Raw genomic sequence first — 23,610 nt, 5'->3', positions numbered from 1 at the left:
GGCGGCAAGAATTTCCGGCAACTTCCGCCGGGTCAGTGACGGGCAGGTGGTGGGGAACTCGAGGCTGCTAGAGGAATATCCCAGTATTCATGCGGCTTGTTGTCACCTTGCGAGCTACCCGTCCTGGCTGGCACCCTATGTGATATGCGACGCGTGCGAGCGCGCCCGTAGCGGCCGTGCCAGAGCGCTGCCTGATCCGGGGGCGCTCCAGACCGCACCCGAATCGTCGAGCGACCATGCGCAAGAAAGCTCCTCCGTCCATGTCGACCCTCGTCCGGGCTCTCGCCTGCCTCGACCTCGGCGACCAGTTCGCGAAGGCGGGAGAGCGCGACCGAGCCCTGGACTACTACGGACGCGCATTGAATGATTACCTCGGCGAAGGCCTCCACGGGATGGCCGCCGCAGTGGCGCAGCGCATGGTGGAGCGTTACCCGGATGTGGTGCGCGCGCGGATGACACTCGCGGTGTTGTCGCTTGCGGAGGGGCTGCGGGTGCTGCCTGCGGGTACGCTGAAGAACACCTGCCCCGACTTTCAGGATTACGTGCGGGCGGTACGTGAGGCCGGTCAGGAGGCGATCGCGGTGCGGGAGCTCCGCAGGCTGGCGGCCGCAACGGAGAGCGTGACGGTAAGAGAGCGGCTGGCGGAGTTCCTGGTGGATCTGGGCGACGAGGAGGGTGCCCGGGCGATCCTCGACGGCTCACCGCTCGCTGCCGCGTTCCTTCCCGAGGGCGCTGAGGAGGTCGACCAGAACACTCGCTGGGTACAGATCCTTCTCGGCCCCGCCCGGGCGGCCTGACCTCGACGGTCGCGAGCGCTCCCTCAAAGAAGAACTCGGAACGAGAAGCAGGCGCGGCCCGTCCCCGGTGATCGGGGGCGGGCCGTGCGCGTTTCTGACCCCTGCTCTATCTTTTCTACCTTCTCCGCACGTGCGCCCGGATCTGCTTCACCTGGATGTGGTCACGCAGCGTCCTGCCTTCCTCCTGCGAACGTCAGTAGATGAACCGGCGATTCTTCCTGCAGTCGGTATCCGAGGGCATTGCAGCCTGCGCTCTGGGTCTGGCCGCGTCTCCCCTGCACGCCGCCACCAGGGGTGCCGTGACTCCCCAGGGAATCGATCGCCGCACCCGGGTGGATCGCCACGCGCCGCTGGTGCGCGCCGTCGACCCAACCGCCACCCTCAGCGTCGGCAACGGGCGCTTCGTCTTCACCGCCGACGTCACCGGTCTGCAGACCTTTCCGGATGCCTATCAGGAGCTGCCTCTAGCGACCCAGGCCGAATGGGGCTGGCACTCCTTCCCGAATCCGGAGGGATACACGCTGGACCAGGCGACGACCCTCTATGATAGCCACGGCCGCAAGGTGCCCTACCCAGACCAGCAGGGCTCGCCCGCCGGGGCGTGGCTGCGCGAGAACCCCCATCGCCTGTCGCTGGCACGGATCGGGTTCGACCTCCGCCGCGGGGACGGCTCCCCGGTGCGTCCGGAGGATCTCGCGGCAATCGAGCAGCGGCTCGACCTCTGGAGCGGGGTTCTGAACAGCCGCTTCAGCGTGGATGGCCGGGAGTATCGCGTCGCGACGTGCGCCCACCCCGACCGCGACCTTCTAGCAGTGCGGATCGAGGGGGCGGATTTCGCGGCGGATCGCGTGGCGATCCGCTTCGCCTTCCCCTACGGCTCCCGTATCCATACCGGCGATCCGGCCGACTGGACGCAGCCGGAGCGGCATTCCACTACGCTTCGCAACCGGGGCAGGAACAGCCTCGAGTGGCACCGCCAGCTCGACGCGGACGAGTACTTCGTGCGGGTGGCATGGCAAGGCGAGGGCGAAATGTCACGGGAGGCCGACCACCAGTTCAGGCTCGCTCCCTCCGCCGGCTCAACGCGCTTCGACCTGGTTGTCGAATTCAGCCCGGAGGCCAGGACGGAGGCTCTCCCCGACTTCGGGGGCGTGCGGGAGGCGAGTCGCCAGAGCTGGGCCTCGTTCTGGAGCAGCGGTGGGGCGATCGACCTGTCCGGCACCGCCGATCCCCGCGCCAGAGAGCTGGAGCGACGGATCGTCCTCTCCGAGTACCTCACGGCATTGCAGTGCTGCGGGACCATGCCTCCGCAGGAGACCGGGCTCACCTTCAACAGCTGGCACGGCAAGTCCCACCTGGAGATGCACTGGTGGCATGCGGCGCACTTCGCACTGTGGGGAAGGGTGGACCTGCTGGAGCGGAGCCTCCCCTGGTACACGCGGGTGCTCGACCGTGCGCGCGAGACGGCGCGCAGGCAGGGATACCGCGGGGCTCGGTGGGGAAAGATGGTGGGACCGGACGGGAGGGAGAGTCCGTCGGGAATCGGCCCGTTCCTGATCTGGCAGCAGCCCCATCCGATCTACTATTCCGAGTTGGTCTACCGGGCGAAGCCCCAGCGCGCCGTGCTGGAATCGATGGCGGAGATCGTCTTCGAGACCGCCGAATTCATGGCGTCCTTCGCCTACCGGGAGGGAGCGACGGGTCGATACGTACTCGGCCCTCCTGTGATCCCGGCGCAGGAGCTGCACCCGGCCCGCACGACCTTCAATCCGACCTTCGAGCTCGCCTACTGGAGGTGGGCGCTGGAGGTGGCGCAGCGCTGGCGGGAGCGGTTGGGTCTCCCGCGGCAGCGGGAGTGGGACCGGGTCATCCGGGGACTCTCGCCTCTTCCGACCCGAGACGGCGTCTACCTCAACGCCGAGTCGGACGCGGTGACCTGGACGGACATCGACAAGCGGCGCGACCATCCGTCGCTGTTGGGCGCGCTTGGCTTCGTGCCGGCCACCGAGCGGGTGGACCCGGAAACCATGCGGCGAACGCTGCGCCGGGTGATGCGGGAATGGCAGTGGGAGGAAACGTGGGGTTGGGACTACCCTCTTACGGCGATGACCGCCGCCCGCCTCGGAGAGCCGGAGATCGCGATCGAGGCCCTGTCGATGGACACGGTGAAGAACCGCTTCCATCCCAACGGGCACAACTACCAGCGGCCGGGCCTCACCATCTACCTTCCGGGAAACGGAGGGTTGCTCTTTGCGACCGGGATGATGGCCGCCGGCTGGGAGGGAGGGCCTCAGACGCCCGCGCCAGGTTTCCCGAGAGCCTGGACCGTGGCCGCGGAAGGGCTGTTGCAGGCGCCGTAAAGGCTTAAGCGCGCAATCCGTCGAGTCGATACTGCCGATAGAACGGCTAGGTTTGTCTCCCCAACGGCCCTCGACTTCAGACGGAGATGATCGTCGCGCTTACCGCGGCCTTCCTGCTCACCCTCGAGCTCGCCCGACGCGGGCTCGAGCCGGAATGCCCCTCCTGTCACGGCAAGCGCTGGGAAGCGCTGTCCACTCGACTGCACTGCCTGCGTTGCGGCTGGAACGGCGCCGGGGAAGAGGGCCAGTAGAAGGCCCGATCCACCCCGGCGTCTTCCATCCTCCCGGTGCGCCGCGACCCTCCGCTACTCCCAGCGAATCGTCAGGTCGCGACGCTGCCGCTCCCTGAGCACTTCCAGGCGGATCTCGCGGTCGGTCCGATCTCCCGCGCGCGCCACGATTGCGCGTAGCTGCTCCACGCTGCGGACCGGGCGGTCGTTCGCCTCGAGAACGACGTCTCCTGCCTCGAGCCCGGCACGATCGGCCGGGGTCCCCTCGGCCACTCGGAGCACCAGCAGTCCTTCGTCCGTTCCGAAGTAGCTGGACAATCCGTCGTTCATCTCCTCGAACTCGGCGCCTGCCACCGCCCGCCGACCCAGGGCGAAGACGCGTGGACTGCCCCCGCCCGGGACAACCACCACAACATCCTCGTCCAGAGAGCGGATGGCGGGGCCGAGCTCCGTGCGCAGCTTCGCCCGTAGCTCCTTCTGCAAGCTGTCGGCGTGGACCGCCAGACTGTCGAGCCTGAACCGGTTGCGCCAGAAGAAAGCAATGCTGTCCCCCTTCCAGCCCCTCATGGGGCCGAACTCACGGAACTGGCGCTGCAGCTCGACTCGGCTCCTCTCCAGCTCTTCCTGCAGTCGCTCCCATTCTTCCGGCGACACGCCGGCCCAGGGGCGGTCTCTGAGGCGGCCGAGCTTTTCCTGATACTCGTGTAGCTCCTCCTGCCAGCGCTCCCACTCCTCCTGCGAGGCACCCGGTGGGCGCGGTAGATCGAAGCGGGCGATCGCGCTGGGCGGGCGCTGGTCCGCGATGACCAGCATGTCCCGATCGCGCTCGTCACCGCGACGTACCCGCAAGCGAACGGTATCGCCCGGGGCCAGACGCAGGTTTTCGAGCACGCCCTGCACATCTTCGTCGCCGTTCCAGCGGACGATACGATCGCCCTCGCGTAGCCCTGCCGTCGCGGCAGGAGAGCCAGGATAGACGCGCTCGATGCGGATCGATTCGTCGCCCCCGTCGTCGTCTGCGGTATAGGTGAAGCCCAGCCAACCGCGCCGCGGTGCCTCCTCCTGTGCGGAGAGGGGGTGCGCGGCGACCAGCAGGAACAGCGCTCCAGCGGCTAGCATGCAGGCTCGCGCTTTCATCAGAACCACTCCTGTTCGTCGTCAGACTCCTGCGCCGGCCGCCTTTCCAGCTGACGCAGGATGGCATCGCGCTGCTCGAGCGCGGTCAGATGATATCCGTTGATCACCGGGTCCGCGGGCGCCTCGTCGAGCGCGGCGCCGGTCATGAGCACGATCCCCTCGAGCGCCGCCAGCCGGCTTACCGGGTCGGCGGCGGGAATGGAGCCGCCCAGCCGGGCGTAGGCGGCAAGGGCGTCGGTGTAGCGCGCTTCCGCCTCCTCCACGCGCTGGGCCGCCTCCGTGAGCGTGGTCGGGGGCGAGCGATCCGCGGCCGCCGCGCCTTCCGCCGCGACCGCGCCACGCCCGAGATAGCCGGTGAGCCCCCCGGCCGCGAAGAGCGCGACCGAGGCGGCAATGCGCAGGCTGCTCCGCATGCGGTGGCGGCTGGAGAGGCGCAGCCCCTCCAGCGCCATCACCGCGCGCAGTCGGGCGGCCAGGTGTGCCGGCGGCTCCAGATCCGGCAGCTGCCGAAGCGTCTCCGTCTGCAGGCGGAGCGCGTCGAGCTCCGACGAGCAGGCGGCGCAGAGCTCCAGATGAGCCGACTCCTCGTCGGTCGGCTCATCGTCCACCAACCGGGCCAGCTCCTCGTCGTTCAGATGCTGCATACTTCCTCTCCCTCAACAGTCTGACGCAGATGGGCTCTCAGCTTCGCCCGCGCCTTCGATAGTTGACTCTTGCAGGTTCCCGCGGCGACCCCGAGCAGCTCGCCGATCTCCTCGTGGGTGTAGCCTTCCACATCGTGCAGGACCAGCACCCGCCTCATCCCATCCGGTAAGGCATCGATCGCCTCTTCGATGCGCATCCGTAGCAGCGGCCGCGAGCCGCCGACCGAAGCCGGAAGGCTGTCGGGCAGCTCCAGCTCGCGCAGGCGGTTCCGCTCGCGCTTGCGCCGCCCGTAGAGGGCGCAGTTGACGGCGATGCGGTGCAGCCAGGTGGAGAACATTGCCTGACCGCGGAAGGTCGGCAGCGACCGCATCACGCGCAGCCACGTCTCCTGCGCGGCGTCCTCCGCCTGCGCGTCGTCGCCGGTGAGCCGGCGCACGACGCTGTAGACACGCGAGGCGTGCCTCCGATAGAGGGCGTCAATGGCGTCGGCGCTTCCCTGCTTCGCCTGTTCGATGAGGTCGTGCTCGGTCATGATCCGGTCGCGGGTCCACACCGTCTGATGCCCCACGATACCAGACGGTTGCCCGCGCGTCGAGAACATTCGTTTCCCGCGCTGAACAGTGTTACGTAAACCCCATTGACTTTCACTGAACACCGTTTATCGTGGGGGACCGTTTTTTCGCGCGCGGCAGAAAAGGCGGTCGGCAACTCACCCAACGCTGAGATCATGAGCAGTACGCAGAGGCGGGAACAGGCCAAGGAAGCGTTGCGGACGCGGATCGTGGAGGCAGCGCGGGACATCGTCTCGGAGCTGGGGCTCGATGCGTTGTCCATGCGCGCCCTGGCGGAGCGGATCGAATACTCCCCGGCGACCATCTACCTCTACTTCCGCGACAAGGACGAGTTGCTGCGGGAGGTGGTCCAAGAGGGTTTTCGCCGGCTGACTGAGAAGGCGCAGGAGGAGACGGAGGCCGTGGGACCCGAGGCCAGCCCCACCGAGCGGCACCGAGCGCTGGGCCGTGCCTACGCCCGCTTCGCCCTGGAGAATACCGCCTACTTCCGGGTGATGTTCGAGTTGCCGACCGTCGCCCGGGTGGGCCACGAGAAGTGCAGGCCGGAGGGACGGGCGGAGGCCGCCGGACCCTGGTGCGACGTGGTGAGGACGGTCCAGCAGGCCATCGATGAGGGGTTGATCGAGGTCAAGAACGCGGAGCACACCGCGGTGATCGCCTGGGGTCTCGTGCACGGGCTCACCTCGCTGTACCTGAGCGGCCACCTCAGCGAAATGGTGGACGGCCACGACTCCTTCCTCGAATTGCTGGAGCTGGCGATGGCCTCCCTCGGCTTCGGCTGGCGACCCAGAGAAACCTCGGCGCGCGAAGTCTCGTAGGGCCAAGGGCCCGGTCAACAAATGATCTGTTCAGAACGTTTAGTATTGACTTAACGGAACGAGTGCGTTAGCGTTCCCCGGGTAATTCATCGACCTGAAGGGGAAGGCATGCACGAATCAGTTCGGGAGTTCGTTGAGAAGATGGGACTCACGCTGGAGGCGGAGGGGCTTCCGCGGACCGCGGGGCGATTGATCGGGTTCCTTCTCGTTCATCCCGAGTCGTATTCGCTCGACGAGCTCGCGGAAAAGCTGCAGGTGAGCAAGGCCTCGGTCAGTACCAACGCTCGGCAGCTCGAGGAGCACCGGATCCTGGAGCGGATCAGCGCCCCGGGCGACCGGCGAGACTACTACCGGATGAAGCCGGACGCCTGGGAGGGGATGTTGCGGGCGGCGCAACAGAAGTGGAGCACCACCCGCGAGCTGCTGACGGCGGCGGCGGCCGCGCTCCCGGACGAGATGGAGGAGGGTCGCAGCCGACTGATCGAGGCCGAGCAGTTCCATCTCCTGCTGATCGATGGAGTCGAGCGGATGCTGGAGCGCTGGAGTCGCAGGCAGGCGGAGTTCCAGCTCGCAGGCGCGATGAAGGACGAATCCCGAAACGACGGCCCCCGGCGGGCTTCGGAGGAACCATGAGGCGACTGGGTAAATCCATCTGGGGTGTTCTCACACTCTGGATTCCACTGGCGGGATCAGTTTACGGACAAGAAGTGCCGACTCCTGCGGCTCCGGGGGATACGGTGGAGTTGAGCCTGGAGGAGGCGGTGCAGCGGGCGCTGAGCGAGAGTGAAGAGGTGAGGCTGGCGCGGTCGCAGGTGGCGCTTGCCAGCGCGCAGATCGGGACGGCCCGGGCGGCCATTCTGCCCCAGGTGAACGCCAGCTTCGGGTATACGCGCACGCTCGCCTCGGTCTTCCAGGGAGCAGGCGCCCCCGAGATCCCGGATTCGCTGCGCTTCGATCCCGATCCGTCGCTGCCGCTCGACGAGCGGGTGGCGTATCTCGAGGACCGGACCCCGATCGCGGCTCTGGGCGCGCTCGGCAGCCTGTTCAGCGACCTCCCCTTCGGGCGCGAGCACGCCTACACGGCCTCGCTGAGCGGGTCGCAGCTCCTCTTCTCCGGCGGTCGGGCGTCGGCGGCGCTGAACATCGCGCGGGACTTTCGTGCGGCCTCCCTCGCCACGCTGGCGCAGCAGGAAGCGCAGATCCAGTTGCAGATCCGCAGTGCGTATTACCAGGCCCTGCTGGCCCAGGAGGTCGCCGCCATCGCGCAGGCGGCCTACGAGCAGGCGCAGGCTTTCCTGGAGCAGGAGCAGCTCCGCTTCCGGGCCGGACAGGCGTCCGAGCTGGATGTGATGCGGGCGGAGGTGGAGCGCGACAACCTGCAGCCGCAGGTGGTGCAGGGCCGGAACGCGGCGGATCTGGCGCTGCTGAACCTGAAGCGGCTGGTGAACCTGCCGCTGACGCAGCCGTTGCGGCTCACCACCCCGCTGGAGGTGCCGGCAATCAGCGATTCTTCACAGGTACGGCCTGCGGAGGAGCTGGTGCGGGCGCAGCAGGCGTCGATCGCCGCGGTGGAGGAGCAGGTGGATATCCGCCAGCAGCAGGTGCGCATCGCCCGCGGGGCGTTCTTTCCGAACATCTCGCTGTCGACGGCCTATGCCCGTCAGCTCTATCCGAGCGGGCCACTGGCTTTCAACGACCCGTGGCAGACGGACTGGACCGTGTCGCTCCAGGTGTCGCTTCCGCTCTTCTCGGGCGGACGACGCGCCGCGGAGCTCGGGCAGGCGCGGGTGCAGCTCGAGCAGAGCCGGCTGCAGCTCGCCCAGCTTCGCGAAGCGGTGCAGCTCCAGTACGAGCAGGCGTCCGGCGAGAAGCAGCGCGCGCTCGCGGCGATGCAGGCGCGTCAGCGCACCGTCGACGTGGCGCAGCGGGTCTACGACCTGACGGTTCTCCGCTACGAGAGAGGCCTGGCGACCCAGCTCGAGGTGTCAGACGCGCGGCTGTCGCTGTTGCAGGCGCGAACGAACCTCGCCCAGGCCATCTCTGACTTCTATACGGCGGATGCGGGCCTGGTTACCGGCGCGTCGCTGGGCGATCTGTCGGGGGCGGCAGGTGAAGCCGCACAACAGGCCCAGTCCGTACAGCAGACGCAGGGATCGCAGGGCATTCAGGCGGGCATGATGGGCGGCGCCCAGACGATGGGAGCGGGTCAGTGAGAAACTATCGGAACCAGCGGATCGCGATGAACGGATACAGCAGCAGTTCACTGAGGCGGGTGCTGGGCGCAGCGCTCGGGGCGACGCTCGTGCTCGCCGGGTGCGGTCCCGGTGAGACCGCCGCGGGCGCCGCTCCGGAGAACGACGGCGTCGTGCTCGCTCCGAGCGACCTCGCTACTGCGGAGGAGACCGAAATCACCGGGGGAATCGTGCTGACCGGTACGCTGAACCCGTACCGGATCGTAGAGGTCAAGGCACAGGTCCCGGGAACCATCATGAATCTGCAGGTGGACCGGGGCGACGCCGTCCGCAGCGGTCAGACGCTGGCCGTGATCGAGGCCGAGGGTATCCGCAGCCAGGCGGCTGGAGCGACCGCCGCGGTGGCGGCGGCGGAGGCCAACCTCGCGCTGGCCGAGCAGCAGCTCGAATCCGCCCGTACGCTGTTCGAGGCGGGGGCCATGTCGGAGATCGACTTCCGCGCGGCCCAGGCGAGTCACGAGGCCGCCCGGGCCCAGCTCGCGTCGGCGCGGGCGCAGGCGGCCGGGGCGGGGGAGCAGGCGCGGCGCGCGACGGTGACTGCACCGATCACCGGAGAGGTGAGTGACCGCGGAGTGAACGAGGGGGAGGCGGTGAGTGTGGGTCAGACCCTGTTCACGGTTGTCAACTCCACGAAGCTGGAGCTTGCAGGCCAGGTGCCGGTGGGCCAGGCGACGCGCGTTCGCGCCGGCATGCCTGCCGAGTTCACGATCGACGCGTACCCGGGCCAGGTGTTCCGGGGGACCGTGGCGCGGGTTGAGCCGACCGCCGATCCCGCGACGCGGCAGGTGGGAGTTTATCTGCAGCTGCCGAACTCCGACCGGGCGCTGGTGGGCGGCCTCTTCGCCACCGGCAGGGTACTGGCCGAGGGCGGTGAGACGGCGGTCGTGGTACCCGTGGCCGCCGTGCGGGGAAGTGGCGGGAACAGCTACGTGTGGGTGGTGGAAGAGGGAAGGGCGGTGCGGCGGCAGGTTACGCTGGGAGCGCGCGACGAATCGAGGGGGGTGGTGGCGATTGCGTCCGGAGTGCGTGCGGGAGAGCAGGTGGTCGTCTCGCCGGGCGAATTCGAGGACGGGGCGGCGGTCAGGATCACGGCTGAGGTCGCAGGGGAGAGCCCGGCGGCAGAGGAGTGAGCATGGAGCGAGATAACGGACGGCAGCCACCCGCCACCGAGGCCCCGGAGTCTCGGCAGGCGGTCCACCACCACGCGGAGAGTACGGTTGGTGGAGGATTGAGCGGCGTCTCGATTCGCCGCCCCGTATTCACCACGATGTTGATGCTGGGGCTCATCGTGCTGGGCATCTTCGGCTATCGCCGGCTGCCCATCGACGAGTTCCCGGAGGTCGACATCCCGGTGGTATCCGTACAGACGACCTATCCGGGCGCCTCTCCCGAGACGGTCGAGCGAGAGATCTCGCGGCGCCTCGAGGAGAGCTTCAACACCGTCGAAGGCGTGGACCGGATCACCTCCATCTCCCTGGAGGGGGTGTCCCAGGTGATCGTCGAGTTCGTCCTCGAGCGCGACGGTGACCAGGCGGCCCAGGACATCCGATCGAAGATCGACCTGGTGCGACGCGAGCTGCCCGAGGACATCGATCCTCCGATCGTGCAGAAGTTCGATCCGCAGGCCACGCCGATCCTGTCGCTGGCCCTTTCCTCGGAGACCATGCCGGTGTCGGAGCTGACGCTCCTTGCCGACGGGGTCATCCGGCGGCGGCTGGAGGCGGTGAACGGAGTAGGACAGGTGCAGCTCGCCGGCGGTCTGCTACGCGAGGTGCGCGTCTTCATCGAGCCCGACCGCATGCAGGCGCTGGGCGTCTCGGCGGGCGAGGTGATGGCGGCGCTTCAGGCGCAGAACATGGAGGTTCCGGCGGGCCGCGTGGAGCGGGGGCCGCAGGAGCAGCTCGTGCGCGTGCTGGGCCGGATCACCGAGCCGGAGCAGTTCGCCGACATCATCGTCGCGACGCGGGACGGTCAGCCGATCCGGCTGGGTGACATTGCGCGCATCGAGGACGGAACCGAGGAGGAGCGGTCGCTGGCGCTGGTGAACGGCCAGCGCGCCGTGTCACTGGACATCCTCAAGGTTTCGGGCGCGAATACCGTCGCGGTGGCGGACGCCGTGAACGAGGAGATCGCGGCGATCCGGCCTACCCTGCCGCCGGGGGTGGACCTGCAGGTGGTGGTCGACAACTCGGTGAGCATCCGCCAGTCGGTGGAGGACGTGATCCACGAGCTGTTCCTGGGCGCGATCCTCACCGTGCTGGTGGTGATGCTCTTCCTGAATGACTGGAAGGCGACCGCGATCACCTCGCTGGCTCTGCCGGTATCGGTGATCTCCTCGTTCATCCTGATGAACGCGATGGGCTTCACGCTCAACGTGCTCACCCTGATGGCGCTCTCGCTGTCGATCGGAATTCTGATCGACGACGCCATCGTGGTGATCGAGAACATCGTGCGACATCGGGAGATGGGGGAGGACCATTTCACCGCGGCGGGTCGAGGGACGCGCGAGATCTTCCTGGCGGTGATGGCCACGACCTTCTCGATCGTGGCGGTGTTCGTGCCCGTGGCGTTCATGGGCGGGATCGTCGGCCGGTTCTTCTTCGAATTCGGTCTGACCGTTGCCTGGGCGGTGCTGGTCTCGCTCTTCGTGTCCTTCACCCTGACGCCGATGCTCTCGGCGTGGTGGGGCGTGGATCCGCACTCGCTCGGTGCTCACGGCGGCAACGTGCTCACCCGCTCGATCTCGCGGTTCAACCGGTGGTTCGATAATCAGGCCGACCGATACCGCGGGGTCGTGGACTGGGCGCTCCGGCACCGGAAGACCACCATCGGCGTGGCGGTGGCTTCGTTCTTCGGGGCCTTCATGCTCTTCCCGTTCATCGGCGGCGGGTTCATGCCGGATTCGGACAACTCGCAGTTCAACGTGACGGTAGAGACGCCCGAGGGCTCCTCGCTGGCGTACACGCGCTCGAAGATCGAACAGATCGACGCGATTCTGCGGGCGCTGCCGGGGGTGGAGTACACCTACACCACGGTCGGCGCCGGTGCCACCGGGACGGTCACCAACGGGAACGTCTACGTCAAGCTGACGCCGCCCGATGAGCGCGAGCTCTCGCAGGACGAGCTGATGGTGGTGGCGCGTGAGCGGCTGACGCCGCTGTTCGGGGTGCGGACCGCGGTGCTGGACGCGGGCGGACCAGGCGGGGCGCAGCAGCCTCTGGCGGTGAACCTGCGCGGTCCTGACGTGAGGGAGCTGCAGCGGATCGCCGACGAGGTGGTCGCGATGATGGAGCAGATCCCGGGCATCGTGGACGTGAACTCGTCGCTGGGGCAGCCGAAGCCGGAGTACCGGATCAATGTGAACCGCGATCTCGCCAACGAGCTTGGCCTCAACATCGGTCAGATCGCCACCACGGTGCGTCCCCTGATGGCGGGCCAGACGGCCACCACCTGGGAGGACCCTACCGGTGAGGAGCGCGACGTGGTGGTGCAGGTGGCGCCTTCGCAGCGCACCTCGGTGGAGAACCTGGCGGCGCTTCCCATCGCTACTGGAATCCGCGACGAGTCCGGTGCGGCGCGCACCGTCCCGCTGGGCCAGATCGCCCAGATCGAGGAAGGAGAGGCCCCTGCGCAGATCGATCGACAGGACCTGCAGCGGGTTGCCACCGTGGCAGCGGGAACGACCCCCGAGTTGTCCATCTCGGAGGCATCGCAGTTGATCCAGCAGCAGCTGAACACCATGGATCTGCCGCCGGGCTACAGCGCCACGCTGGGCGGTGAGACCGAGCAGCTGGCGGAAACGGTCGGCTACGTGATCGAGGCGATCCTGCTGGCCATCATCCTGATCTTCCTGATCCTGGCGAGCCAGTTCGAGTCGATCACACAGCCGTTCGCGATCATGCTGTCGCTCCCGTTGTCGTTGATCGGGGTGCTGCTGGCTCTGCTGGTGACCAACGACACCCTCAACATGATGTCGATGATCGGCGTGATCATGCTGATGGGGTTGGTGACGAAGAACGCGATTCTACTCGTCGACAATGCCAACGAGCGTCGCAGGCACGGAGCCACGCGCCACCAGGCGCTGGTAGAGGCGGGTCGCGTGCGGTTGCGGCCGATCCTCATGACCACGCTCGCGATGATCTTCGGCATGTTCCCGATCGCGCTGGCCATGGGCGAGGGCGGTGGATTCCGAGCGCCGATGGCGCGCGCGGTGATCGGCGGACTGATCACCTCCACCCTGCTGACGCTCATCGTCGTGCCGGTTGCTTACACCTACTTCGACGACTTCGGCAGCTGGGTGCGGAGCAAGCTCGTCAGCCGCGAGCGAGAGCAGAAGCTGCGTGAGGAGCAGGAGCATGCGGGGCTCGCGCCGGAGCCGGTGTACGGTGACTGACGCCTCGGTGCGGACCGACCTTCGAGCCTCGAGCGAATGCAGGTAGAGCTACCGATCGGCGAGGAGACGCGGGCCGACCAGCGTCGCGGAGGGACCCCACTGGGTACCCTCCGCAACCGCGTGCTCGGGCGGATCGGCAGACTGGCGGAGGCAGTCGCGCAGCACGCCGGTGAGCTCAGCCTGATCATCTGGTCAGCGATCACGGGGGTGTTCACCGGCAAGGTCGGCATTCGGCAGGTCGTGCGGGAGATGCACTGGATGGGAGTCCAGAGCCTCCCGATCATCACGGTCACCGCGCTTCTGTCGGGGATCGTGACCTCCCAGCAGGGCGGGTATCAGTTCACGGGCTCGGTGCCGCTGTACGTGCTGGGTAGCGTGGTCGCGTCGAGCATCATCCTCGAGTTGGGGCCGGTGCTCACCGCAGTGGTGTTCATCGGCCGGGTCGGGGCGCGCATCACCGCCGAGCTCGGCACCATGAAGGTCTCCGAGCAGATCGATGCGCTGCATTCGCTGGGGCGCAACCCGGTACGGCAGCTGGTGGTCCCGCGCCTCATCGCTGGTGCGTTGTCGCTCCCGTTGTTGACCGCGTATGCCGATGCGGTTGGCGTGGGGGCGGGGATGTACACGGCGCGGGCGACGCTGGGGCTCGGATACGAGAGCTTCATCTACGGAGTGCAGCTCTTCTGGCACACTTTCGATCTGTACTATTCGGTCGGGAAGGGGGTCGTTTTCGGGTTCATCATCCCGCTCATCGCGGCGCACATGGGAATGCGTGCCTACGGCGGTGCGGAGGGGGTGGGCCGCGCCACCACCGCCTCGGTGGTCTTCATGATCATGGCGGTGCTGGTGCTCGACGCGACGTTTCCGATGATCTTTTTGAGATAGGCCTATCAGCTATCGGCGCTTGGTTATCCGTTATCCGTTATCCGTTGTCCGATATCCGTCGGGACCAGGCAGCTTGTCTCGCGATGCGTTGACCCAGGCCCCAGACGGGACCCGCCATCAATGTTCGGCGTCGGGCCCGGACCAGACCGCAGGTCTGGTGGAGCGTCTGCCGGGTTCGAAACAGGACCACCGGTCCAACGGATAACGGATAACGGATAACCACAAAGCCGATAACGGATAACCGATAGGTGACCGCCTTTTGCAGCATCCCCGATGGTCGAGTATCGCAACGTCTACAAAGCATTCGATGCACCGGTCCTGGCAGGGGTGAATCTCTCCGTGCAGACGGGCGAGACGATGGCGATCGTAGGCCATTCGGGCACGGGGAAGAGCGTCCTGCTGAAAACCACCATCGGACTGATCGTCCCCGACTACGGGGACGTGCTGATTGACGGGGAGAGCGTCTTCTTCAATGATCGCGCGACGATCGAGCGGCTCCGCCGCAAGGTCGGCTACGTCTTTCAGAACGCCGCCCTGTTCGACAGCATGACGGTGTTCGAGAACGTCTCGCAGGGGATCCCGGAGGACGAGCTGAAGCGGATGCGCTTCCGCGAGGTCCTGCGCCGGGTGGCGGAGGCGCTCGAGCATGTCAACCTGGATCCGCGCGCGGTGCTTTCGAAGCTTCCGTCGGAGCTCTCCGGCGGGATGCGCAAGCGGGTCGGGCTGGCGCGGGCGATCGTCGGGCGGCCCGAGATCCTCCTCTACGACGAGCCGGTAACGGGGCTGGATCCGGTCAATGCCACGGTGGTGCACGAGCTGATCAGCCGGCTCGCGGCCGAGCTGGGGGTGACTTCCATCCTCGTGACCCACGACATCGAAGGGGCGCTGCCGATCTCCGATCACGTGGCGATGCTGGATCGAGGCCGCATCCGCTTCGCCGGCACCCCGCAAGAATTCCGCGACAGCGAAGACCTTCTGGTGAGAGCGTTCCTGGAGCGGGACGCGATGACGGTATCGTCGAAGACTCTGGAGATGGTATAAATGGCTTCGGGATTGGACACTGCGCGGGGGCCGGGAGGTGGATCTAGTCGTCTGACGGAGGAGGAGCTGCTCTCCGCGTTGCCGCCGCGCTCGGCCAACCGCGAGGTGCGCGTCGGTCTGTTCGTCCTGATCGGCGTGGCGGCGTTCCTCATCACGCTCTTCACCTTCACGGACGTGGGCACCTTCCGTGGCCGTTACTATCTCCTCACCACGGTGCCCGATGCCGGTGGGATCCGGCGCGGTGACCCGGTGCAGATGCGGGGGGTCAACATCGGTCGGGTGGTCGGGTTCGAGATGGTCCCGGATGGGGTGCAGGTCAAGCTGGAGCTGTACGACGAGTACGAGGTGCCCCAGGGATCGGTGGCGCACCTGAAATCCAGCGGCCTGCTCGGAGGGATGACGGTCGACGTGATCCCGGGTGCCTCCGACGAGAACATGGGCGATGGGGACATTCTCCCCGGTACCTCCGCCAGTGGGCTCATCTCGTCGGCCGAATCGCTGAGCGCCGAGGCCGACACGGTGCTGCAGCGAATCACGTCTTTGCTGTCGCAGGAGACGATCGGGGCGGTGGGACAGAGCGCCACCGAGCTGCGCACCCTGCTGTTGGAGCTGAATGCGCTGGCATCCAGACAGCGGGAGGAACTGGCGGCACTCTCCGGCAGCCTGAGGCGCTCGGCCGAAGGGCTCGAAGGAGTGACCACCGGTCCCGAGCTGGCACGGGCGGTCGCCCGGATCGATTCGCTCACCGTGCAGCTCGGTACCACCTCGCTTTCGCTCGATGCGGCCGCCAGCTCCCTCGACGAGGTGCTGGGGCGCATCGAACGCGGCGAGGGTACCCTCGGTCTCCTCAGCACGGACGAGGCGCTCTACACCAACCTCAACACCGCGGCACAGAACCTCAACACCTTGCTGCTGGACATTCGGGAGAATCCCCGCCGGTACATCAATCTGGAGATCTTCTAGGACGTTCCGGCCAGGTCGTCGTCGCCTGGCCGGCCCCGGTCCGCCCTTCCGCACCTCTCCACTCCCCCTGTCGCCGCCGGCCGACGGGGCTTATCCTTCCCCGCCGCATCGGTCCAGCGTTCCTGCCATCAGCTTCCCGGTCGCAAAGCGAGTCAAATGTCCCCGATCGATTGGGTGATTATTGCCGCCTACTTCCTGGTTCTGGTCGGAATCGTCTGGTGGTCCGCTCGGCGTACGGCCACCTCGACAGATTATTTCCTCGCCAGCCGGGATGTAGGCTGGTTCGCCGTGGGGGCTTCGATCTTCGCGTCGAACATCGGCTCGGAGCACGTGGTGGGGCTCGCGGGCAGCGGCGCCCTCAACGGAATGGCCCAGGCACACTGGGAGCTGCACGCCTGGATCGTGCTCTTACTCGCCTGGGTCTTCGTTCCTTTCTACTATCGGGCCGGTGTCTTCACGATGCCGGAATTCCTCGAGCGGCGCTTCGACGGGCGAAGCCGCTGGGTCCTCTCCATCGTATCACTGGTGGCGTACGTCTTCACCAAGGTGTCGGTGACGGTGTACGCGGGCGCCCTGGTCTTCCGCTCGCTGCTGGCGGATGTGTTCGGCTCGCCGGACAACGCCTTCTGGGTCGGCGCATTCTCCACAGTAATCCTCACCGGCATCTACACGGTGTTCGGGGGGCTTCGTGCGGTAGTCTACACGGAAGTGCTCCAGACCGGTCTGCTCCTACTCGGGTCCGTATTCATCACCTTCCACGGACTCACGGCGCTCGGTGGCTGGGAGGAGATGCGCTCCGCGCTGGCCACCAACCCGGAGCAGTTCGCGCTCTGGCGGGACAACTCCGATCCGACCTTCCCCTGGCTCGGCGTCATGATCGCCTCGCCGATCGTGGGGATCTGGTACTGGTGTACCGATCAGTACATCGTCCAGCGCACCCTCTCAGCGAAGTCGCTGCAGGCTGCTCGTCGGGGCGCCATCTGGGGCGGGTTCCTGAAGGTGTGGCCGATCTTCATCTTCCTGGTCCCGGGAATGATCGGCTATGCGCTGCACCAGCGAGGGATGATGACCATTCCCACAGGGCCGAACGGGGAGCTGCTGGGGGACGCGGTCTTCCCTACCATGGTCGCGTCCCTGCTTCCGGTCGGTCTTCGCGGATTGGTGGTGGGAAGCCTGCTATCCGCACTGATGAGCTCGCTCGCCTCGCTCTTCAACTCGGCGGCGACGCTGTTTACGGTCGACATCTACGAGAAGATCCGGCCCGGCCGGCCCGAGCGGGAGCTGGTGCGCGTGGGCCGCATCGCCACCTCCGTGGTGGTCGGTTTCGGGATCCTCTGGATTCCCATCATGAAGGTCATCTCCGAACGGAGCGCCGGGCTCTACGATTATCTACAAAACGTACAGGGTTTCCTGGCGCCGCCCATCACGGCGGTCTTCCTGCTCGGACTGGCGAGCAAGCGGATCAATGCGGCCGGAGCGTTCTGGGGCCTCGTCATCGGCTTCGTGCTGGGAATGACGAAGCTCACGGTGCAGACGATGGTGCAGAGCGGGAGGATCCCGCCGGAGGGGTTGATCGGATCGTTCGGGGCGTTCAACGGCTACTACTACGCCGGTGTGCTCTTCCTCATCAGCGTCATCCTCATCATCGGGATCTCGATGGCCACCCGGCCCCAGTCGGAAGAGCAGATCGCCGGCCTCACCTTCGCCTCGGTGACGCCGACTCAGAGGGCGGAGATCCGCGCCAGCCTGAGCTGGCCGGATTACCTGGGCACGGCCGTGGTCCTCGGTCTGGTGGTCGGCATCTACCTCTACTTCAGCTTCTGGCTGTAGCGCGCGGCACGGCCGCGGTCGTCAGTTGGGGACCGCGGCGCCCATCCTGGCGCCGTCCAGCACCGCTCGCACCTTCCGCAGCAGCCGGTCTGGAGTGAAAGGCTTCTCCAGGAAAGGAGCCCCCTCGTTGATGATGCCGTGCCGGAGAACGGCGTCGTCGGTGTAGCCGGACATACAGAGGACGGCCATTTCAGGGCGCTTCTGCAGCAACCGCTCGGCCAACTCCCTGCCCCCGAGCGACGGCATGACGGCATCGGTCAGGAGAAGGTCGATGGTGCCCGGATATGCGGCGGCCACGCTCTCCGCCTCCAGGCCGTCCGAGGCCTCGATCACGTGGTAGCCGGCGCGGCGGAGCAAGCGGTACGCGAGTGCCCGCACCGCGCCATCGTCCTCCACCAGGAGGACCGTCTCCGACCCTCCCTGCGGTGGCGCCGCGTCGACCGGGGCTCTGACCTCCGCGGGCGCGTCCACCCGAGGCAGGTAGATCTTGAAGGACGTGCCCTTCCCGACCTCGCTGTAGACCCAGATCGTTCCCCCGCTTTGACGGACGATGCCGTAGGCGGTGGAAAGCCCCAGGCCCGTCCCCTTCCCAACCTCCTTGGTGGTGAAGAAGGGCTCGAAGATCTGCGCCTGGGTAGCCTCGTCCATCCCGCAGCCCGTGTCGCTGATCGCCAGCAACACGTACCGCCCGGGGGCAACCTGCGGGTGACCGCGCTGGTAGTCCGCGTCCAGCTCAACGTTCTGGGTCTCGATCAGGAGGGTACCCCCGTCGGGCATCGCGTCGCGCGCGTTCACGACGAGGTTCAGGATCACCTGCTCGATCTGGCTGCGGTCTGCGCGAACACGTCCGACGTCCGGCGCGGTCCGCTTCCGCAGCTCGATATTCTCGCCGATGAGGCGTCGGAGCATGCGCTCCATGTCGCCCACGACCTCGTTCAGCTCGATAACACTCGGCTGCAGGAGCTGCTTTCGCGAGAAGGCCAGCAACTGCCTGGTCAGGCCGGCAGCGCGCTCCACCGCCTCGCGGATCCCTTCGGCGTCGGAGCGGGACTCCGATCCGGCCGGTAGGTCCATGAGGAGGAACTCGGTGTGGCCGCGGATCGCCGTGAGCACGTTGTTGAAATCGTGCGCGATTCCGCCGGCCAGCCGCCCCACCGCCTCCATTTTCTGAGATTGGAACAGCCGCGCCTCCAGCTGCTTGCGCTCGGTGACGTCACGGGCGACGCCGACCAGCCCCACGATCGCCCCATGCCGATCGCGTGTGGGCATGGTGACCGTCTCCAACCATCGGGTGGAGCCGTCCCGATACGTCGCGACCGACTCCCGCCGGATGCTCTCCCCTTTCTGTAGAACGTCGACATCCTCCTCGGCGACACGCTGCGCCGCTTCCGGCTCGAGCAGGTCGACAAGCCGCCTGCCGATGAGGTTCTCGCGCGTCAGTGGGAGCAGTTCAGAGCGCACCATCACGTCCGCGTTGAACAGCCGAACGGCGGCCTCGTTGACGGCCAGGAAGCGCTGCTGCGCATCCTTGAGCCAGGCTGGATCGGGAATGCTGTGTAGGAGCGCCTCCTGCTGCTCGCGCAGCCGGTCGAGCGCCTCCTCGGCGCGCATGCGCTCCGCCGCCTCCGAGCGCAGCGAGATGGTAGTGTCCCGTAGCGCCGCGGTACGTTCCACCACCCTCTTCTCCAGCTCGGCCTTGGCCGCCTGGAGCTCAGCCCGTACGCGCTCCAACTCCGCGTTCTGTGCGCTGAGCCGGTCGTTCGCCTGCTGCAGCTTCTCCATCTGGTCGAACACTACGCGCTGCACCTGGCGCCGACTGAGCAGCACGATTTTCTGCTCGTCGAGCAGTCGGTCCGGGAGGAGCGAGATCACGACCGGGAAGGTCTCGAGACCGGAGAAGGTCTCGAAGGTGTCGAGGTAGCCCCCCTCGAAAAGGTTCGTCGCGTTCCGCTCGCCCACAATCGACTGCAGGTGGGCATCGAGGGCGGCCGCGACTCGCGTCAGGCGCGGCACCCATCCCTCCTGCGACACCCCCCCAGCGAAACCCGGGAGGGGCGGAGATTCCAGGGCGCCCTCGGGGACGCACTCCAGCCACGTCAGCAGCGGTCCAATGACCTGCGTGCCGCTCTGCCCGAGGAGCTCGCCCGCGCGCGCAAGCACCCGGGTGAGCATGAAGCGGCAGAGGAGAACCTCCTGTTGCGGTTCGGGCTCGAGGATCAGGCGGAAGGATTCGTTTTCCAGAAGCTCCGGAAACCGCCTGCGGATCGCGCGACGGAGGTCGAACCGGTCCACCGGGCGCGAATCCGATTCGGTGAGGTAGTGCTCGAACAGCAGGTACAGCGGGGCGAGCTCGCGCGCCCTCGCCTCTGGCGGAAGGGAGGAGAAGCTCTCCGCCCGGGCGAGCACGGCACGGGCGCGGTGCGGTGTATCGATGCGTGCTCTCAGAGTGGCGATCAGCCGCTCCGCGGGCCCCTCACCGGCAACCTCCAGGGAGCGGTTTCGCGCCCCCTTCCAGAGCCGCTTCAACAGCATCTCAGACCGAGGCGCTGGCGCGGTAGAGACGGTAGAAGCCGAGCCCCGTCAGAATCCAGGTCACGAGCAGCGCGATCACCCAGATCGCCTGACCCACATCCTGTCCAAGCAGGGTCTCGAAGAGGTTGAAGCCGAACAGCATCTCGCCCTGCATATGCAGGTGGCCGATCGCCATGACCAGGAAGCCCCAGGCGATCAGGGCCATTCCCTTACCGAGCCGGCCGCCGCGCAGAGCCCGAGCGGTCAGGAAGCCGAAGACGACCGCCAGCGCAAGAGCCGGCAACTCGACCAGGGCGTATGCATTCGACCCTGTGGAGGGGTGTGTCTGCGCCGCGAGTGGGGCGGCGATCACGAGGTGCATCGCCAGAACGAAGAGGACGCGTCGGATCATGGTACTGCGTCGGAGAGGTGTACAGATGCCCTGCTGCGGCCATCGCCGGCGGTGAGCCAGGCGCTGAGCCGGAAGGGGGATGTTCAGATGTGGGACTGAGTATCGGCAGGAACGGCGGAGAAGGTGAGCCAGCCTCAGGCCCAAGCGAGATCCGGAGCGACCTCCAGCTCCCCGATCTGGACGGCGAGGCGGTAGAAGCTGCGTAGCCCTTCCTGCATGGGCTCATCCAGTCGATAGATGAGACCACGCCAGTACTCGTCGAGAAGCCGGCGCGGCAGACCAAAATGCTCGCTGTAGTCGCGCGCGAGCCGGGCGTGGTTCTCCTCGAAGTACTCGCGCGAGGCTACCAGCATCTCCTGCAGACAGGCTAGCTGCTCGGGCGTGCCCCCTGATGCCTGCCACACCGCGAAGGCGAAGGGGAGGCCCGTGGCGGTGTACCACACTTCGCCCAGGTCGTACCGGTAGAGGATGCGCTCGTGCAGACCGGGTCGGAGCGCCACGTCTCCGATGAAGAGCGCCGCGTCGGCGCCGGTCACGAAGGGATTTTCCGAGGACTGGTCGAACCAGGTAAAGGTCGGCGCGGTGCCCCAGCGCAGGTGCAGCAGGATCTTGAGCAGCACCACCGACGTGGCCGACGCGGTGGGCAGCGCCACCACCCGCCCGTCCAGTCGGGACGGATTGTAGCGCGAGAGGAAGAGGATGCTACGCACCGGTCCCTTCGAGCCGATGACGAGATCGGGCAGGATCCGGTAGCGGTCCGCGTTCCGGGCGTATTCGATGCTGGACGAGGGAGCTACGTCGATCTCGCGCTCGCTCAACAGGCGGTTGAGGAGGGAGGGCGGCCCCGGCACCAGCTTCGGGTCTCCCTCACGGGGACGATCGATGAGTCTCGCGTGGACTGGAAAGCAGTTGCTGTAGATGATGTCTCCCAGTCGGAGCTCTCCGACCGTCTGCCGCTCTGTTGCCTCGCCCATCAGTGTCCGTTCACGTTGCCGCTACGCCCGCAAAAGTGGCGACAAGGTCGCTGGCCGACGTAGTCGGCGCAAGCCACGTTGCCCGCCGTGTTGCGAAGGCGACGAACCGCCGGTATTGTGCGCCGTCCTTCCGCGCCTCCCGTCATCGCTAGCCCTCGTTGCGAGGTGAGGCCGACGATCCGCGCACGCTCTACCAGCCAGCGCGGAGTTCGGGTCGTCGCGACGGTGGTGACGGGTGGGGATCCAGCCCACTCGCATCGTGGCTCCGTATGACCCCACACGCCGCTTTCGACAAGGACGCCTACTGGCGCCGCACCCTTCGCCGTCTCCTCACTCTGCTCGCCATCTGGTTCATCGCCGGTCCTTTGATGAGTATCGTCCTCGTTCGCTGGCTGAACGAGGTTTCGCTCGGCGGTGTTCCGTTCGGCTTCTGGATGGCTCACCAGGGCTCCATCTACGTCTTCGTGATCCTGATCTTCGTCAACGCCTGGCTCGCGGACCGACAGGACCGGGAGTTCGGGGTGGATGAACGGCAAGAAGCGAGAAGCTAGGAGCTGGAAGCCAGAATTCTCGATTCCGCGGAGTGGTCGCGCGGGCTGACTGTGAGCCCCCACGCTCGGAAGTCCGAAGTGGAGAATTCTAGCTTCTAGCTTCTCGCTCCTAGCTTCTTTCTTCCTCACCTGGGAACCTGAAGAGAGTCCCCATGTCCATCCAGACCTGGACGTACATCATGGTGGGGCTGAGTTTCGCGCTCTACATCGGGATTGCGATCCTGACGCGCGTGCGCAGCACCTCCGGCTTCTACGTGGCGGGGCAGGGTGTCGGGGCGGTGGCCAACGGGATGGCGACCGCGGCCGACTGGATGAGCGCCGCGAGCTTCATTTCCATGGCGGGGCTCATCGCCTTCATGGGGTACGACGGCGTCGTATATCTGATGGGGTGGACAGGGGGCTACGTACTGCTCGCGCTCCTGCTCGCCCCCTTTCTGCGCAAGTTCGGCAAGTACACGGTGCCGGACTTCGTGGGGGATCGCTACTACTCCTCGACGGCGAGGGTGGTGGCGGTGCTGGCGGCCATCTTCGTGTCCTTCACCTACGTGGCGGGGCAGATGCGCGGGGTGGGGATCGTCTTCAGCCGCTTCCTCGGGATCAGCATTGAGGCGGGGGTGGTGGTGGGGATGGTGATCGTGGCCTTCTACGCCGTCCTGGGCGGGATGAAGGGGGTGACGTACACGCAGATCGCGCAGTACCTCGTGCTGATCTTCGCGTATCTCGCCCCGGCGATCGCCATTGCCATCCTCCTCACCAACAATCCGCTTCCGCACACCGCCCTGGCCGAGGTGCTGCCCAAGCTGCGGCAGGTCAGCGTCGAGCTGGGGCTTTCGGACTATGCGGCGCCCTTTACCGAACTCTCCTTCATCAACGTCCTGTTCATCACCATCGCCCTGATGGTGGGAACGGCGGGCCTACCGCACGTGATCGTGCGCTTCTACACCGTTCGCTCCGTGCGGGCGGCGCGCTGGAGCACGGGGTGGGCGCTATTGTTCATCGCCCTGCTCTACACGACGGCGCCGACCATCGCCGTATTCTCCAAGTACTACATCCTGGATACGCTGGCCGGGCGGTCGGTAAGCGAGGTTGCCGCGGTGCCCTGGGTGCAGAGCTGGATGGAGACAGGACTCATCCAGCTGGAAGACGTGAACCAGGACGGAGTGGTCCAGGCGGTGGAGCTCTTCGGCTCCGCCGATCCCCCGGTGGCCGCGGCGATCGATCGCGATATCATGGTGCTCG

General features: G+C 66.8%; 20 protein-coding genes. 14 read left to right on the top strand and 6 right to left on the bottom strand.

From position 1 onward, the window contains the following. Positions 1-260: 260 nt before the first annotated feature. From VF167_02105 to VF167_02095, 3 genes are all read left to right on the top strand, one after another. Positions 261-797: a hypothetical protein gene (locus VF167_02105; GenBank protein HEX6924194.1), complete on the top strand. Its 537-nt coding sequence runs from the start codon at positions 261-263 to the stop codon at positions 795-797. A gap of 200 nt (positions 798-997) precedes the next feature. After that, the gene (locus tag VF167_02100; GenBank protein ID HEX6924193.1) at positions 998-3,157 is read left to right on the top strand and encodes a hypothetical protein; all 2,160 of its coding nucleotides are present in this window, start codon (positions 998-1,000) and stop codon (positions 3,155-3,157) included. Between the two features lie 86 nt (positions 3,158-3,243). After that, the gene (locus tag VF167_02095) at positions 3,244-3,408 is read left to right on the top strand and encodes a hypothetical protein (GenBank protein HEX6924192.1); all 165 of its coding nucleotides are present in this window, start codon (positions 3,244-3,246) and stop codon (positions 3,406-3,408) included. A gap of 54 nt (positions 3,409-3,462) precedes the next feature. On the opposite strand, the gene VF167_02090 is transcribed toward VF167_02095, so the two are convergent. The 3 genes from VF167_02090 to VF167_02080 are packed head-to-tail and all read right to left on the bottom strand — an operon-like array spanning position 3,463 to position 5,770. Next, positions 3,463-4,524: a PDZ domain-containing protein gene (locus tag VF167_02090; protein ID HEX6924191.1), complete on the bottom strand. Its 1,062-nt coding sequence runs from the start codon at positions 4,522-4,524 to the stop codon at positions 3,463-3,465. Next, complete coding sequence (locus tag VF167_02085; protein HEX6924190.1) at positions 4,524-5,168, bottom strand: hypothetical protein; 645 nt, start codon at positions 5,166-5,168, stop codon at positions 4,524-4,526. Before VF167_02085 ends, VF167_02090 begins: the two co-directional genes overlap by 1 nt. After that, positions 5,156-5,770, bottom strand: coding sequence for an RNA polymerase sigma factor (locus VF167_02080; GenBank protein HEX6924189.1), 615 nt, complete (start codon positions 5,768-5,770; stop codon positions 5,156-5,158). The genes VF167_02085 and VF167_02080 overlap by 13 nt, the downstream gene beginning before the upstream one ends. Before the next feature lie 126 nt (positions 5,771-5,896). Here VF167_02080 and VF167_02075 point away from each other — a divergent pair, with 126 nt between their 5' ends. From VF167_02075 to VF167_02035, 9 genes are all read left to right on the top strand, one after another. Next, on the top strand, positions 5,897-6,559 hold the full coding sequence (locus VF167_02075) for a TetR/AcrR family transcriptional regulator (protein HEX6924188.1): 663 nt from the start codon (positions 5,897-5,899) through the stop codon (positions 6,557-6,559). Positions 6,560-6,667: 108 nt separating this feature from the next. Continuing rightward, a complete protein-coding gene (locus tag VF167_02070; protein ID HEX6924187.1) occupies positions 6,668-7,192 on the top strand; it encodes a MarR family transcriptional regulator in 525 nt (174 codons plus the stop codon). Between the two features lie 74 nt (positions 7,193-7,266). Then, complete coding sequence (locus VF167_02065) at positions 7,267-8,772, top strand: TolC family protein (protein ID HEX6924186.1); 1,506 nt, start codon at positions 7,267-7,269, stop codon at positions 8,770-8,772. Further along, the gene (locus VF167_02060) at positions 8,769-9,941 is read left to right on the top strand and encodes an efflux RND transporter periplasmic adaptor subunit (GenBank protein ID HEX6924185.1); all 1,173 of its coding nucleotides are present in this window, start codon (positions 8,769-8,771) and stop codon (positions 9,939-9,941) included. The genes VF167_02065 and VF167_02060 overlap by 4 nt, the downstream gene beginning before the upstream one ends. A 2-nt stretch (positions 9,942-9,943) precedes the next feature. Further along, complete coding sequence (locus tag VF167_02055) at positions 9,944-13,204, top strand: efflux RND transporter permease subunit (GenBank protein ID HEX6924184.1); 3,261 nt, start codon at positions 9,944-9,946, stop codon at positions 13,202-13,204. A 36-nt stretch (positions 13,205-13,240) separates the two neighbouring features. Beyond that, on the top strand, positions 13,241-14,089 hold the full coding sequence (locus VF167_02050; GenBank protein HEX6924183.1) for an ABC transporter permease: 849 nt from the start codon (positions 13,241-13,243) through the stop codon (positions 14,087-14,089). A gap of 273 nt (positions 14,090-14,362) precedes the next feature. After that, positions 14,363-15,130, top strand: a complete 768-nt coding sequence (locus tag VF167_02045; GenBank protein ID HEX6924182.1) for an ATP-binding cassette domain-containing protein — start codon at positions 14,363-14,365, stop codon at positions 15,128-15,130. Beyond that, on the top strand, positions 15,131-16,093 hold the full coding sequence (locus VF167_02040) for an MlaD family protein (GenBank protein ID HEX6924181.1): 963 nt from the start codon (positions 15,131-15,133) through the stop codon (positions 16,091-16,093). It begins immediately after the preceding gene. A gap of 156 nt (positions 16,094-16,249) precedes the next feature. Then, positions 16,250-17,923, top strand: a complete 1,674-nt coding sequence (locus tag VF167_02035; protein HEX6924180.1) for a sodium:solute symporter — start codon at positions 16,250-16,252, stop codon at positions 17,921-17,923. A 21-nt stretch (positions 17,924-17,944) separates the two neighbouring features. Here VF167_02035 and VF167_02030 read toward each other — a convergent pair whose 3' ends face one another. From VF167_02030 to VF167_02020, 3 genes are all read right to left on the bottom strand, one after another. Continuing rightward, positions 17,945-20,455, bottom strand: a complete 2,511-nt coding sequence (locus VF167_02030) for an ATP-binding protein (GenBank protein ID HEX6924179.1) — start codon at positions 20,453-20,455, stop codon at positions 17,945-17,947. Between the two features lies 1 nt (position 20,456). After that, positions 20,457-20,846 (bottom strand): hypothetical protein, encoded by a 390-nt coding sequence (locus VF167_02025; protein HEX6924178.1) that lies wholly within the window; start codon positions 20,844-20,846, stop codon positions 20,457-20,459. 134 nt (positions 20,847-20,980) lie between these two features. Next, positions 20,981-21,820: a menaquinone biosynthesis protein gene (locus VF167_02020; GenBank protein ID HEX6924177.1), complete on the bottom strand. Its 840-nt coding sequence runs from the start codon at positions 21,818-21,820 to the stop codon at positions 20,981-20,983. A 269-nt stretch (positions 21,821-22,089) separates the two neighbouring features. Here VF167_02020 and VF167_02015 point away from each other — a divergent pair, with 269 nt between their 5' ends. Then, complete coding sequence (locus VF167_02015; GenBank protein ID HEX6924176.1) at positions 22,090-22,371, top strand: DUF4212 domain-containing protein; 282 nt, start codon at positions 22,090-22,092, stop codon at positions 22,369-22,371. 152 nt (positions 22,372-22,523) lie between these two features. After that, positions 22,524-23,610 (top strand): VC_2705 family sodium/solute symporter (locus VF167_02010; protein HEX6924175.1); only part of this gene is annotated, 1,087 nt, incomplete at its 3' end.

It is taken from the genome of Longimicrobiaceae bacterium, from assembly GCA_036375715.1.
In the GTDB taxonomy this organism is placed as follows: domain Bacteria; phylum Gemmatimonadota; class Gemmatimonadetes; order Longimicrobiales; family Longimicrobiaceae; genus DASVBS01.
This window is presented reverse-complemented; position numbering and strand designations above follow the sequence as displayed.